We start from the raw sequence: 13251 nt of genomic DNA, 5'->3' as shown, positions 1-13251 counted from the left end.
GCGAGCAGGTCTCCCGACCGCCCCCTCCTTCCGAATACACTCCGGAGGATGACCGCACGGATCGCCAACGTCACCTTCCACGCCGCCGACCCTGCCGCCCTCGCCAGCTTTTGGGCCGCCGTCATGGGCTACCCCGAGCCGGAGTGGCTGACACCGGAGGAGGAGGCCGAGCTCCGCGCCGCCGGCCTGACCGACGACGACCTCGCAGCCCGCGCCGTCGCCTGGGACGAGAACCCGGCCCATCAGCGCTTCTACTTCACCCGCTACGACCACGACAAGCGCCAGCGCAACCGGATGCACATCGACATCACCCCCTCCGCCGACCGCCACGCGACGAAGGAAGAAGTGGAGGCCGAGGCCGCCCGGCTCGTCGGGCTGGGCGCGACGGTGGAGCAGGTGCTCGACGGGTCGTGGGGGCCGTATCCGGAGTTCGCGATCATGATGCGCGATCCGGAGGGGAACGAGTTCTGCCTGCAGTGAGTGCGCGGTCGCCGCAGGCAGAACGGCTCATCAGCCCGTCACACGCGCGCCCGGTCCTGGAAGGCCCCGAACACATCGGTCTTCCGACGCTCCAGCCGCCGGTCGGCGCCACGGACCACGTCCACGAGCCCCATGTGCACGAACCAGTCGTCGGGTGTCTTCGTGTCGTGACGGTAGAGCCAGTCGACCAGCGTGAAGAAGGGGAACCAGGTGTAGCCCAGCACCGGCACGCCCTCGCGGCGGAGCGCGTCGATCTCCTCCAGGGATTCGTCGAGCCAGGCCAGGCGCGACTCCACGGAGCCGCCGCGTGAGGTCTCGGTGACGACGATGGGCAGCTCGTAGCGGTTCCAGTAGAGCTCGATCAGGTCGCGCAGGCCGGTCGTCCCGGCCTCGACCGGCTCGGTCGAGCCGTCCGCGCGGTAGCGGGCCGTCGTGAAGCCCGGGTAGTAGTTGACGCCGACGTAGTCCGGCGTCACCGCGTTGTCCGCGAACCAGGCGAGGTCGTGCGCGGAGATGCCGTTGCGCGTGAGGTACGCGTGCATCGCGTGCCCCGGCACGACACGGCCGGTGATCAGGTCGAGCGAGATGAACCGGCGCTCTTCGAGGAGCTCCCGGCCGAGGCGGCCGCCGTGGTCGCCCTCCCAGCGGAAGCCGGCGTCGACGTGCACGAAGCGCGCCGCGGGGTTGACCGCCGCGATCTCCTGCTGGGTCCTGACCATCCCTTTCGCGAGGGCGACGATGACCTTCGCGAAGCCGTCGTCACCGACGAGGTAGGGAGGCCACACGCCGTCCTCGCCGCAGTAGATCGCGTTGATGACCGGCTCGTTGAGCGGGGTGAAGTCGTCCCAGACCCCCGCATAGCGCTCCGCCACCGCACGCGCGTACGAGGCGATGCGCTCGGGGTAGGCGGCGTTGACGAACTGGTTGTCGAGCCAGAGCGGCGTGCCGTAGTGCATGAGGTCGACCACGCAGCGGAGCCCGAGCTGCTGCATGTGCGCGCTCACCTGGTCGAGCCAGCGCCAGTCGAACTCGCCGGGACGCGGTTCCACGAGGTACCACGGGATCCCCCAGCGGATGAACTCGGCCCCCGCCTCCGCGGCGAGGTCGAGGTCCTCCCGCCAGTTCTCGTAGTGCTGCATCAGCTCGTACTCGTCGAGCCGGCGCCGGCCGACGCCCTCCTGCGGGACGAAGGTGTCCTCGATCCCGACGCCGAAGTGCAGGCGCTCGTCGCGAAGCCAGTGCTGGGTGGTCATGTGTTCCTTTCGTGAGGGCTATTTGAGTCCGGTCGTCGCGATGCCGGCGACGAAACTCCGCTGGATGACGAGGAAGAAGATGACCACCGGCAGCAGCGCGAGCAACGAGCCGGCCATCAGCAGGCCGTACTCCACGACGTGCTGCCCCATGAAGAGCGCGAGGCCGGCGGGCAGCGTGGCGTTGTCGAGATCGGACGACATGATGAGCGGCCAGAGCAGGTCGTTCCAGTTGTACTGGAAGTGGAAGAGCCCGAGGGTCAGCAGCGCGGGCCGGGCCAGCGGCATGATGACACGCCAGTAGATCCGCCACTCCCCCGCTCCGTCGACGCGTGCGGCCTCCTCCAGGTCTTTCGGCAACGAGAGGAAGAACTGCCGCAGGAAGAAGATGCCGAACGCGTTCGTCACGCGCGGGATGATCATGCCGGGCAGACTGTTCGTCAACCCGAGCCCGTTGAGCATGTCGTACAGCGGGATGAGCGTCACCTGGAAGGGCAGCATGAGCAGGATCAGCACGAGCACGAGCACGAGGTTCCTGCCGCGGAACTCCAGCCGGGCGAGCGCGTAGGCGGCCATCGAGTCGAAGAACAGCGAGATCACCGTCACCGACCCGGCGAAGACGATCGTGTTGAGGTACAGGTGGGCGAACGGGATCCGGTTCCATACGTCGATGAAGTGCTGGAGCGTGAACTCGCGCGGCCACAACGTGGGCGGGAAGGTGACGATGTCCGCTTCGGGCTTGAACGCGGTGAAGGTCATCCACACGATCGGCAGCAGCATCGCCAGCGCGATGATCACGCCGGCTATCGTCGTGATCCAACGCAGGAGGCTGCGCGTGCTGGTGTAGTGCGGGCGCCGGCGCGCGGTCGAGGGCCGTGCCGTCGCCGGTCGTTCGAGTGTTGCGGTCATCAGTACCTCACTTGCCGGCGCTGGAAGAAGCCGTACTGGATCATGGACAGAAGGAAGACGAAGACCAGCAGCACCCACGAGATGGCGGCGCCGTAGCCGAACCGCAGCTCCTGGAAGCCCTCGCGGTAGATGAGCATGACCAGCGTCTCCGTGCGGAAGAACGGTCCGCCGTGCGTCATGACGTAGATCTGGTCGAACGCCTGGAGCGAGGCGATCAGCGCCATCACCGACACGAGCATCGTCTGGTTCGACAGCAGCGGGAGGGTCACGTTACGGAATCGCTGCCAGGGGTTCGCCCCGTCGAGGCGTGCGGCCTCGTGGAGCTCGGTCGGCACCGACTGCAGCCCGGCGAGGTAGATCACCATGTAGAAGCCGACGTTCTTCCACACCCCGACGAACATGACCGCGGGGAGTGCCCAGGTCGGGTCGGAGAGGAGGCCCTGGCTCGAGACGATGCCGAGCTTCGAGAGCCAGTACGAAAGGAGTCCGATGTTCGGGTCGAGCAGGAACGACCAGGCGATCGCGATGATCCCGAGCGACACGATGAACGGCAGGAAGATCGAGGTGCGCACGAACGAGCGCCCGCGGAACCCGCGGTCGAGGAAGACCGCCAGCGCGAGGGCCAGGACGACGGTGACCGGAGTCACGACCACCGCGTACTCCACGGTGTTCCAGAACGCGTTCCAGAACGCCGGGTCTCCGAAGAGCTCCTGGTAGTTGGAGATGCCCACCCACTGCGCGGCCCGGATCAGGTTGTAATTCGTGAACGAGAGATAGGCCGCCTGGATCATCGGATAGACCGTGAACAGCGCCAGCGCGATGAGCGAGGGAGCGAGGAAGAGCCACGCGGTCAGCGCCGTCCGGCGCCGGCCGCGGAGGAAGCCGCGGCGGCCGGCCTGCGACCGCGCCGTCGGCGGCGTCGGCCTCGCAGCGACCGTGGGTGATGTGGTCATGGTGCCTCCGGGTCGACGGGCGGGGTCCGTTGTGCCGACGGACCCCGCCCGGGCGGACTACTTCGTCTGGTCGAGCTTGGCCTGGACCTGCTGCGACGCGGCCTTGAACACGTCGTCCACGGAACCCTGCCCATTCAACGCCTTCTGCAGCGACGGGTAGAAGATGTCCTGGATGATCGACGAGCCCGACTGCAGGCCGGGGAGCAGGATGCGGGAGTCGTCCACGACATCCTTCGCCCCGAAGATGGCCGGGTAGGGGTTGTCCGTGATCTGGGCGCCGACCTCAGGCTCCAGAGGGGAGAAGCCGGAGCCCTGCGACCAGGTCTTCTGCGACTGCTTGGTCGTCCAGAACGACATGAACTGGTAGGCGGCGTCCTTCGTCGCCTTGTCGTCCTTCGCGGGAAGCGCCATGGACTCGACGTCGGCGAGGATGGAGTTGCCCGACGGTCCGGCGAACGGCCGAGTCACGCCGAAGTCGATGCCCGCCTGCTTGTAGCCGGTGGTCGCCCACGGTCCGTTGATCTCGATCGCCGCCTTGCCGGTGGCGAACAGCTTGTCGGCGTCGGCGCCCGAGAGTCCGATGGGCGACGCTTGCTTGCCCTTCACCAGGTCGACCCAGAAGTTCAACGCCTTCAGGCTTTCGGCGGAGTCGAGCGTGGACTTCTTGTTGTCGGCCGAGACGATCCCGCCGCCGGCGTTCCACAGGAACGGTGGGTACATGTCGACGGTCTCGTGGTCGGCGAGCGCGATCGCGTACTGGTCGGGCTTGGCGGCGCCGGCCGGGGTGGTCGTCAGCTTGGGGACCATCGCCGCGAACTCGTCCCAGGTGGTCGGGGGCTTGTTCGGGTCGAGGCCGGCCTTGGTGAAGAGGGCCTTGTTGTAGTACATCATCGTGGTGGCGATATCGACGGGGACGCCGTAGTTCTTGCCCTTGTACTTCGAGGCCTCGATGGCGGTCTTCGGGAGCTGACCCGAGTCGTGGGCGCCGCCCGCGTAGTAGTCGTCGATCGGCTGGAAGAGCCCCTGCGAGGCGTAGGCCGGGATGCGCGAGAAGTCGAGCGCGACGATGTCCGGGCCGCCCTTGGAGGTGGCTCCGGTGAGGAGCTTCTGGTACAGGGTGTCCCACGGCATGGTGACGCCCTTGACCACGACCTTCGACTGCGAGGCGTTGAACGCGTCGATCACTTTCTGCATGGCGGGGCCGTCCGGACCGGTGTTGCCGTTCCAGAAGCTGAGGGTGATCTTTCCGTTCTGGTCGGTGTTGGCGTTGCTGCCGCCCGAGCCCTGACCGGCGCATCCGGTGAGCGCGAGCGCGACAGCCGCGACGGTCGCCGCGACTGCTGCGAGCGCCGGACGTGCTGCCCGGCGGGAACGTGATTGCATGTCTTCTCCTTCGAAGCGACGTTCAACGTTGAACGGGGAATGTGGTATCAAGTTATACACGACCGGTAATCGTTGAACAAGTGGCACCTCATGTGCGATGGTAAACGTTGACCGGAAGGCGCCGTCGAGCGGACGGCGCGTCACGAGATCAAGGGAGACGCGGATGCGCAGAACGACACTGAAAGACGTCGGCGACCACGTCGGCGTCTCTGCGAAGACCGTCTCGAACGTCATCAACGGCACCGGCTGGGTGCGCGAAGACCTCAAGACGCGGGTCCGCCAGGCGGTGGTCGAACTCGGCTATCACCCCAACTCGGCGGCCAGGCAGCTCCGCAGCGGGCGCAGCGGGATGATCGCGCTCGCGGTGCCAGACCTCAGCCAGCCGTACTTCGCCGAACTCGCGTCGGCGATCGTGGCGGCGGCGCAGGAGCGCATGATCACGGTGATGATCAACCAGACCAACGGCCTCCCGGAGACCGAGCGCCGCATCAGCGACGGGGTCGGCCTCCCCGCCATGGACGGCCTGATCCTCTCCCCGCTCGCCCTGACCGCGGCAGACCTGTCCGACCGGATGGACTCCACGCCGATCGTCCTGCTCGGCGAGCACATCGGCGAGTCGGCACTCCCGCACCTCACCGTCGACAACGCCGCGGCCGCCCAGGCCGCGACGGAACTCCTCATCGCATCCGGCCGGCGCAGGATCGCAGCGGTGGGCGCTCAGCCGACCGGCCCCAACGAGACCTCCGAGCTGCGCCTCACCGGCTACCGGGCGGCGCTGCGAGCCGCCGGCCTCGCGGAGGACGGCCGGCTGGTGAGGACCGTGGTCGACTTCCGCCGCAGGGAGGGCGCCGCCGCGATCGAAGGGCTGCTCGCCGAGGGCGTCGACTTCGACGCGGTCTTCGCCTTCAACGACCTCCTGGCCCTCGGCGCGATGCACGCGCTGGCCGAGGCGGGCCTGCGGGTGCCGCAGGACGTCGCCGTCATCGGCTTCGACGACATCGAGGAAGGCCGTTACAGCACGCCGCCCCTCACCACGGTCGCCCCCGACAAGGCGGCCATCGGCCGGCTGGCCCTCGACCTCCTCCTCGCCGACACCCCGGCCGCTGGAGAGACCACCGTTCCGTTCTCGATCGCCAGAAGGATGAGCGCATGACCGCCGACGCACTGCCGGACCCGTTGACCCAGGACGGGACCTACCCCCGGCCGCAGCTCCTTCGCCGCCACTGGTGCGACCTCGGCGGCGAATGGGAGTTCGCGTTCGGCGCCTCCCCCGACGCGTCGCCCGACGGGATCGCGTTCGACCGCACCATCGTCGTCCCGTACCCGCCGGAGTCGGCGCTCTCGGGCATCGGCGACACCGGGTACCACCCCGTCGTCTGGTACCGGCGGACCTTCGGTGCCGACGAGCTGGCGGCCGCGGGCCTGAGCGAGGGCAGCCCGCAGGTGCGGCTGCATTTCGGGGCCGTGGACCACGCCGCCGATGTCTGGCTCAACGGCCGGTTCCTCGGCCACCACGTCGGAGGCCAGACGCCCTTCCACTTCGACGTCCGGAACATCGTCGACCCGGACGGGCTCAACGAGCTCGTCGTGCGGGCGGTCGACGACCCTCTCGACGTGTCCATCCCCCGGGGCAAACAGGACTGGCGCGAGACCCCGCACTCGATCTGGTACCACCGCACGACCGGCATCTGGCAGCCGGTCTGGCTGGAGTGCACGCCCGCCCTGCACATCGAGTCGATCGCGTGGCTCACCGAGCCCGACGCGGCCTCGGTCGACCTGGAACTCGTCCTGAACGCACGCCCGGCGGCTCCGGTCTGGGCCGCGGTCCGCATCGAGCATGAGGGCGAGCTGCTTGCCGAGGCCCGCTATCGGGTGCTCGACACCACGTCGCACCTCCGGCTGGCGCTCTCCCGCCAGCGCAACGGGCAGCAGTACGAGGAGCTCCTCTGGTCTCCCGAGCACCCTCGGCTGCTGAGCGCGACCGTCGCCCTGGAGGCCGACGGCGAGGGCGACGACGCTGTCGCCAGCTACCTCGGACTCCGGAGCGTCCGGACGGCGGGCCACAGCTTCCTCCTGAACGACCGGCCGTTCCAGCTCCGGGCCGTCCTGTCCCAGAACTACTGGCCGGAGTCGCATCTCGCCGCCCCCTCCGCCGCCGCGCTCCGTCGCGAAGTGGAGCTCATCCTCGAGTTGGGCTTCAACGCGGCGCGCGTGCACCAGAAGGCCGAGGACCCACGGTTCCTGTACTGGGCCGACCGGCTGGGGCTGCTCATCTGGGCCGAGACCGCCAGCGCCTACGAGTTCTCCGCCCGGTCGGTGCAACTCCTGACCGAGGAGTGGATGCAACTCGTGCGGCGTGACCGCTCGCACCCGTCGATCGTCGTCTGGGTGCCGCTCAACGAGAGCTGGGGCGTTCAGCACATCTCGCACGACCCGCAGCAGCGCGCATACAGCCGCGCGCTGAGCGAGCTGACCCGGGCGATCGACGGCACGCGGCCGGTCATCTCCAACGACGGCTGGGAGCACACCGACTCCGACCTGATCACGATCCACGACTACGAGAGCGACCCCGAGCTCCTCGGCCACCGGTACGGGAGCAGCTCGGCGATGGACGAGCTGCTGGCCGGCCCGGGCCCCGCTGGCCGGCGCATCTCTGTGCACGGCGCCCCGTCGGCGCGGCCCATCATGCTGACCGAGTTCGGCGGGGTGAGCTGGATCGACGAGGACGTGGCCGACGCGTGGGGGTACTCCTCGGCGCGCGACTCGGAGGATTTCGGCGTGCGCGTGTCCGGGCTCATCCGGGCCGTGCGCGACTCGCCGGTGCTGGCGGGCTTCTGCTACACCCAGCTCGCGGACACCGGTCAGGAGACCAACGGACTCCTGCGCGCGGATCGCACGCCCAAACTCCCGTTCTCGGTGCTGCGCGACGTGATCGGAAGGCGGTAAGGCGATGCGCATCCTCATCACGGGAGCCGGGGGGAACGTCGCGCGCGGGCTCGCGGAGCCCCTGCTTGCCGCGGGGCACGACCTGGTGGCCACCGATCTCGTCCGTCCCGCCTGGCTGGACGGGCACCCGGAGGTCGCATTCGTCCAGGCCGACCTCCAGATCGGCGTCGGTCTAGAGGGCGCCGCTGCTGGCTGCGACGTGATCGTGCACACCGCGGCCTGGCACGGCATCCATACGGATTCGCGGACCGAGGTCGACTTCTGGCGGCTCAACGTCGACGGCACGATGTGGGTGGCGCAGGCGGCGGTCGCCGCGGGCGCTCGGGTGCTGTTCCTGTCGTCGCAGGCGTGGAACGAGCGCTACGGAAAGTACGGGTTCACCAAGCGGATCGGCGAGGAGCTTCTCGCCTACCACCATCGACAGTCCGGGTTGAGCTATGTCGCACTCCGGCCGGCCGCGTTCACCCCGTGGACGGAGGACTGGCCGCAGGAGTACGGCGTGCGACTCCTCGGGATCGGCGTGGACCGGCGCGATGTGCTGAGCGCCGCGCTCCTGAGCATCGAGTACCTCGCCCGCACTCCCCACGCCGAGCTCGTCGTCGACGCGGTGCGGGAGGACGTCTTCACGGCGACCGACATCGCCGGCTGGCAGGACGACCCGGTGGGGACGGCCGAACGGATCTTTCCCGGCGCTCGCGAGGCGATCGAACGGCACGGGCTCGACGTCTCGGCGACGCCGCTCCTGCAGCCGTCGTCCGGCTGGGCCGAGATCGGCTACCGGCCGCAGCACCATTTCGGGACGTTCCTCGACGAGCTGCGCGGGATGACCGCGGAAGCGGCGCGCGCTGTGCCGAGCCCGTACTGACGGATCGACACCTTCCTGCGCCACCGCCGCCGCGGATCTGGTGGGCGCAGCCCTTCCCGGCTACCGTGGCGGCATGACCCCGTCGTCGAAGTCCGAGGCCTTTCTGGAGGCCGGCGGGCACGAGGTGCGCATCTCGAACCCGGACAAGGTCGTCTTCCCCGGCCCCGGCCTCACCAAGCTCGACCTCGCCCGGTACTACCTCGGTGTCGCGGACGGCGCGCTGCGCGGCGCCGGCGGGCGGCCGATGGTGCTGAAGCGGTTCGTGAAGGGGCTCACGCAGGAGCCGTTCTTCCAGAAGCGGGTGCCGGAGGGGCATCCCGACTTCGTCGACACCGCGACCCTGCACTACGCCCGCGGGACCTCCGCCGAGGAGGCCGTGCTGCGGGACGCCGCGGGGCTCGCGTGGGTGTCCAACCTCGGCTGCCTCGACCTGAACCCGCACGCCGTCCGCGCCGAGGACCTCGACCATCCCGACGAGCTGCGCGTCGACCTGGACCCGATGCCGGGCGTCGACTGGTCGCAGATCGTGGATGTGGCCTTCGTCGCGCGGGAGGTGCTGGAGGACCACGGGCTGGTCGGCTGGCCGAAGACGAGCGGCTCCCGCGGCCTCCACATCCTCGTCCGCATCGCGCCCGAGTGGGGCTTCGCGGACGTGCGGCTCGCGGCGGAGACGCTCGCGCGGGAGGTCGAGAACCGGGCACCCGGACTCGCGACCGCGCGCTGGTGGAAGGAGGAGCGCGGCGAGAGCGTGTTCGTCGACTTCAACCAGAACGCCAAGGATCGCACCGTGGCCTCCGCCTATTCGATCCGGCCGCTGCCGGACGCGCGCGTCTCCACCCCACTCGACTGGGACGAGGTGCGCGAGCGCCGGCCGGAGGAGTTCACCGTGCTGACAGTGCCCGAGCGGTTCGCGGAGGTCGGCGACCCGCACGCCGGGATCGACGATGCCGCGGGCTCGCTGGACGCCCTGCTGGCGCTGGCGAAGCGGCTCGGCCCCGCCGAGAAGCCACCGCGGGCGGGCGACGGCGCTGGACGCCGGGTCTCGCAGATGCCGCTCATCGAGGTGGCGCGCACCAAGACCAAGCCGGAGGCGCTGGCGGCCCTCGAGCAGTGGAAGGCGGCGCACCCGCAGGTCGCGGACTCGCTGCACCCGGCCGATGAGCTGCTGGACGGGATGCGCGGGTCGAGTTCGCAGTGGTACCGGGTGCGGATCAACCTCCAGCACGTCCCGGAGGCCGACCGGCCGGAGCAGGGCGCGCTCGTCGCCGACTACGACCCGTGGGCGGGGCGGGAGTGGCCCGGGAGGCCCTGACACGATCGGCGATTCGGGCTCGATCGGTCATTCCTGGCCGGGCGTTCACGACGTACTCTGAGCCCATGAAGCGCAGTTGGCCGTTCCTCGTCCCCGGCATCATCCTCGCCGCGATCGGTCTGGTGTGGACGCTGCAGGGCACCGACGTGCTCGGCGGGTCCGTGATGAGCGGGTCCTCGTTCTGGGGGATCGTCGGCGTGGTCCTGCTGGTGGTGGGGGTGGTGCTGATCGTGGTCGGGATCATGCGGAGGCGCCCCCGGCGCACCGGGTGAACAGCAGGTGACCGCTGAGTGACGTCTGCGTGACGCCTCACCCGACGGGGGTCACTTCCACGCGCCCCCGTGGTTCCGTGGCCTGACGTGAACGTCGATCGCAGACACTTCCTGACCCTGGCGGGCGGCCTGACGGCCGGAGCCATCGCCGCGGGCACCGCCTTCGCCGCGAACGCCGCGACACCCGGCGCGACGACGGCGTCCGTGCCGCCGCTGCCCTCTCCCGCGGCCTCCGGCATCGACCACATCGTGGTCGTCATGATGGAGAACCGCTCGTTCGACCACCTCACCGGCTGGATGCCCGGCGCGACCGGGATGCCGAGCGGCCTGCGCTACACCGACCGGTACGGCTTCCCGCACACGCCGCACCACCTCGCCGACTTCCAGGGCTGCGGGCATCCCGACCCCGACCACTCCTACGAGGGCGGCCGCATCGAGCTGAACGGCGGGAAGTGCGACGGCTGGCTGAAGGCCGGCGAGAACGACGACTTCTCCATCGGCTACTACGCGCAGGCGGACCTCGGCTTCTGGGGGCAGGCCGGCCCGCAGTGGACGGTGTGCGACCAGTACTTCGCCGCGACGCTCGCCGAGACCTATCCGAACCGCTTCTACATGCACGCCGCGCAGACCGACCGCCTCCACAACTCGACCGCGACGGCGACGATGCCGACCATCTGGGACAAGCTCTCGGCGGCCGGTGTCAGCGGGAAGTACTACTTCAACGACGTGCCCTTTCTGGCGCTGTGGGGGTCGAAGTACCTCGGAATCTCGCACCAGTACTCCGACTTCGTCGCGGACTGCGCGAGCGGCTCGCTGCCCGCGGTGTCGTTCGTCGACCCGCGCTTCGAGGACGAGTCCTCCGGCACCTCGGGCGACGACCACCCGCACGCCGACCTCCGCAGCGGCGAGCTGTTCCTGAACGAGGTGTACCACGCGGTCACGACCTCGCCGAACTGGGCCAGGACCATGCTCGTCATCAACTACGACGAGTGGGGCGGCTTCTTCGACCACGTCGTGCCGGGCACGGCCGCCGACGCGACACCCGCGGCGGGCACTGGCCAGCGCGGCTTCCGGGTGCCGTCGATGGTGATCTCGCCACGCGCCCGTCGCGGCTCGGTGGCGCACGGCACGTACGACCACACGTCCGTGCTGAAGGCGATCGAGTGGAGGTTCGGCCTCCCGGCTCTGACCCCGCGCGACGCCGGCGCACGCAACCTCGCCGAAGTGCTCGACTTCACCTCGGCACCGAGACTGGCCGCGCCGGCCTACACGGTGCCGCCGTTCGTCGCCGGCCCGGCGTGCGCGCCGGTCGGCCCGCCCGCCGCCGAGGAGTGGGCGCCGCTCAAACAGAAGGCCGTCGCAGAAGGGTGGACGCTCCCGTGACCATCAAGAGAACACGCACACGCCTCCTCGCGGGCCTCGCCGTCGCGGCAGCAGCCGTCGCGGGCGTCGCCGTCGCGTTCCTGCCGTCCGCCACCGCGACCGTGAGCGCCGCGACGACCGGCTCCTACCTCCCCGGCGCGAAGCACGTCTTCGTGATCAACCTGGAGAACAAGGGCTACGACGAGACCTGGGGTCCCGGCTCCGCGGCGCCGTACCTGTCGACGACGCTGCGCAGTCAGGGCGTGCTGCTCAACTCCTACTACGGCACGGCCCACAACTCGCAGCCGAACTATGTGGCCGAGATCTCCGGCCAGGGCCCGAACCCGCAGATGCAGGGCGACTGCCAGAACTACTCGCCGTTCGCGGGCAGCGGGACCGCCTCCCCCGGTCAGGCGGTCGGTGACGGCTGCGTGTTCCCCTCCACGGTGAAGACGGTCGCCGACCAGCTCACGGCGTCCGGCCGCACCTGGAAGGGCTACATGGAGGACATGGGGACGCCGTGCCGGCATCCCGCCCTCGGCGCGGTCGACGACACCCAGAAGGCGAAGGTCGGCGACCAGTACGCCGCCCGCCACAACCCCTTCGTGTACTTCCAGCGCATCACGGGATCGGCGGACTGCGCCGCGAACGACGTCGACCTCTCGCGTCTCCCGACCGACCTCGCGTCCGTCGCGACCACGCCGAACTTCTCGCTGATCACGCCGAACCTGTGCGACGACGGCCACGACTCGCCGTGCGTCGACGGGAGGCCGGGCGGCCTGGCCAGCGCCGACGCCTGGCTCAAGCAGTGGGTGCCGAAGATCACCTCCTCGCCCGCGTTCAAACAGGACGGCGTGCTCGTGATCACCTTCGACGAGTCGGACGGGCCGCAGTCCGACGCCTCCAGCTGCTGCAACGAGGGGCCGGGGCCGAACTCGCCGCTGCCCGGCATCTCGGGCCTCGGCGGCGGCCGGGTCGGGGCGCTCGTGCTGTCGCCGTTCGTCAAGGGCGGCACCTGGTCGACGACCCCGTACAACCACTACAGCCTGCTCGCGAGCATCGAGGACACCTTCGGGCTGCCGTACCTGGGCTACGCCGCGACGCCGGGGCTCAATCGCTTCGGGCTGGACGTGTACAACTACCGCAACTGAGCGAGCCCGGTCAGGTCCTGCAGCTCCCAGGTGTTGCCGTCGGGGTCGCTGAACGAGGCGAACTTCACGCCGCCCATCTCACGGATCGCCCCGATGTCGGCGCCGCGCGAGACGAGCTCGTCCCGCACGGCGGCGATGTCGTCGACGACCAGGTGGAGTCCGTTCACCGCGCTTGCGCCCGGCTCCCCGGTCCCCATCCCGGTGCCGAACGCGATCGAGCACGCCGAGCCGGGCGGGGTGAGCTGCACGATCCGCATCCCGTTGCCCGGCTGCACGTCGTGGTCGAGGACGAAGCCGATGGTGTCCGCGTAGAACGCCTTGCTGCGGTCGACGTCGGAGACCGGCAGCGGGACGAGCTCCAGCCGCAT

The 13251-nt window shown here is 69.7% G+C and carries 13 protein-coding genes; 8 read left to right on the top strand and 5 right to left on the bottom strand.

What is annotated here, in order from left to right; all coding sequences use genetic code 11:
- Positions 1-48: 48 nt before the first annotated feature.
- On the top strand, positions 49-480 hold the full coding sequence (locus ACFRFH_RS07620; RefSeq protein WP_382462381.1) for a VOC family protein: 432 nt from the start codon (positions 49-51) through the stop codon (positions 478-480).
- A gap of 38 nt (positions 481-518) precedes the next feature.
- On the opposite strand, the gene ACFRFH_RS07615 is transcribed toward ACFRFH_RS07620, so the two are convergent.
- The 4 genes from ACFRFH_RS07615 to ACFRFH_RS07600 are packed head-to-tail and all read right to left on the bottom strand — an operon-like array spanning position 519 to position 4975.
- Positions 519-1733 (bottom strand): family 1 glycosylhydrolase, encoded by a 1215-nt coding sequence (locus ACFRFH_RS07615; RefSeq protein ID WP_382462380.1) that lies wholly within the window; start codon positions 1731-1733, stop codon positions 519-521.
- An 18-nt stretch (positions 1734-1751) separates the two neighbouring features.
- A complete protein-coding gene (locus ACFRFH_RS07610; protein ID WP_382462379.1) occupies positions 1752-2639 on the bottom strand; it encodes a carbohydrate ABC transporter permease in 888 nt (295 codons plus the stop codon).
- Positions 2639-3592: a carbohydrate ABC transporter permease gene (locus ACFRFH_RS07605; RefSeq protein WP_382462378.1), complete on the bottom strand. Its 954-nt coding sequence runs from the start codon at positions 3590-3592 to the stop codon at positions 2639-2641. Before ACFRFH_RS07605 ends, ACFRFH_RS07610 begins: the two co-directional genes overlap by 1 nt.
- Before the next feature lie 57 nt (positions 3593-3649).
- Entirely contained in the window at positions 3650-4975 is a 1326-nt protein-coding gene (locus ACFRFH_RS07600) for an ABC transporter substrate-binding protein (RefSeq protein ID WP_382462377.1), read from the bottom strand.
- A 163-nt stretch (positions 4976-5138) separates the two neighbouring features.
- On the opposite strand from ACFRFH_RS07600, the gene ACFRFH_RS07595 reads away from it, so the two are divergent.
- The 7 genes from ACFRFH_RS07595 (at position 5139) to ACFRFH_RS07565 (ending at position 12883) form a co-directional block, all read left to right on the top strand.
- Positions 5139-6128, top strand: a complete 990-nt coding sequence (locus tag ACFRFH_RS07595) for a LacI family DNA-binding transcriptional regulator (protein WP_382462376.1) — start codon at positions 5139-5141, stop codon at positions 6126-6128.
- Positions 6125-7921: a glycoside hydrolase family 2 protein gene (locus ACFRFH_RS07590; RefSeq protein ID WP_382462375.1), complete on the top strand. Its 1797-nt coding sequence runs from the start codon at positions 6125-6127 to the stop codon at positions 7919-7921. Before ACFRFH_RS07595 ends, ACFRFH_RS07590 begins: the two co-directional genes overlap by 4 nt.
- A gap of 4 nt (positions 7922-7925) precedes the next feature.
- On the top strand, positions 7926-8786 hold the full coding sequence (locus tag ACFRFH_RS07585; RefSeq protein WP_382462374.1) for an NAD-dependent epimerase/dehydratase family protein: 861 nt from the start codon (positions 7926-7928) through the stop codon (positions 8784-8786).
- Between the two features lie 73 nt (positions 8787-8859).
- Complete coding sequence (locus tag ACFRFH_RS07580; protein WP_382462373.1) at positions 8860-10098, top strand: DNA polymerase domain-containing protein; 1239 nt, start codon at positions 8860-8862, stop codon at positions 10096-10098.
- Between the two features lie 65 nt (positions 10099-10163).
- Entirely contained in the window at positions 10164-10370 is a 207-nt protein-coding gene (locus ACFRFH_RS07575) for a hypothetical protein (RefSeq protein WP_382462372.1), read from the top strand.
- Positions 10371-10457: 87 nt separating this feature from the next.
- Positions 10458-11753 (top strand): alkaline phosphatase family protein, encoded by a 1296-nt coding sequence (locus ACFRFH_RS07570; protein WP_382462371.1) that lies wholly within the window; start codon positions 10458-10460, stop codon positions 11751-11753.
- Positions 11750-12883: an alkaline phosphatase family protein gene (locus ACFRFH_RS07565; RefSeq protein WP_382462370.1), complete on the top strand. Its 1134-nt coding sequence runs from the start codon at positions 11750-11752 to the stop codon at positions 12881-12883. Before ACFRFH_RS07570 ends, ACFRFH_RS07565 begins: the two co-directional genes overlap by 4 nt.
- Here ACFRFH_RS07565 and ACFRFH_RS07560 read toward each other — a convergent pair.
- Entirely contained in the window at positions 12871-13251 is a 381-nt protein-coding gene (locus tag ACFRFH_RS07560) for a VOC family protein (RefSeq protein WP_382462369.1), read from the bottom strand. The two genes, ACFRFH_RS07565 and ACFRFH_RS07560, sit on opposite strands and share 13 nt — an antisense overlap.

The sequence above is a fragment of the Leifsonia sp. NPDC056824 genome, from assembly GCF_042789575.1.
In the GTDB taxonomy this organism is placed as follows: domain Bacteria; phylum Actinomycetota; class Actinomycetes; order Actinomycetales; family Microbacteriaceae; genus Leifsonia.
Note: the sequence above shows the minus strand (reverse complement) of the source record. Positions and strands in the feature narration are given on the sequence as shown.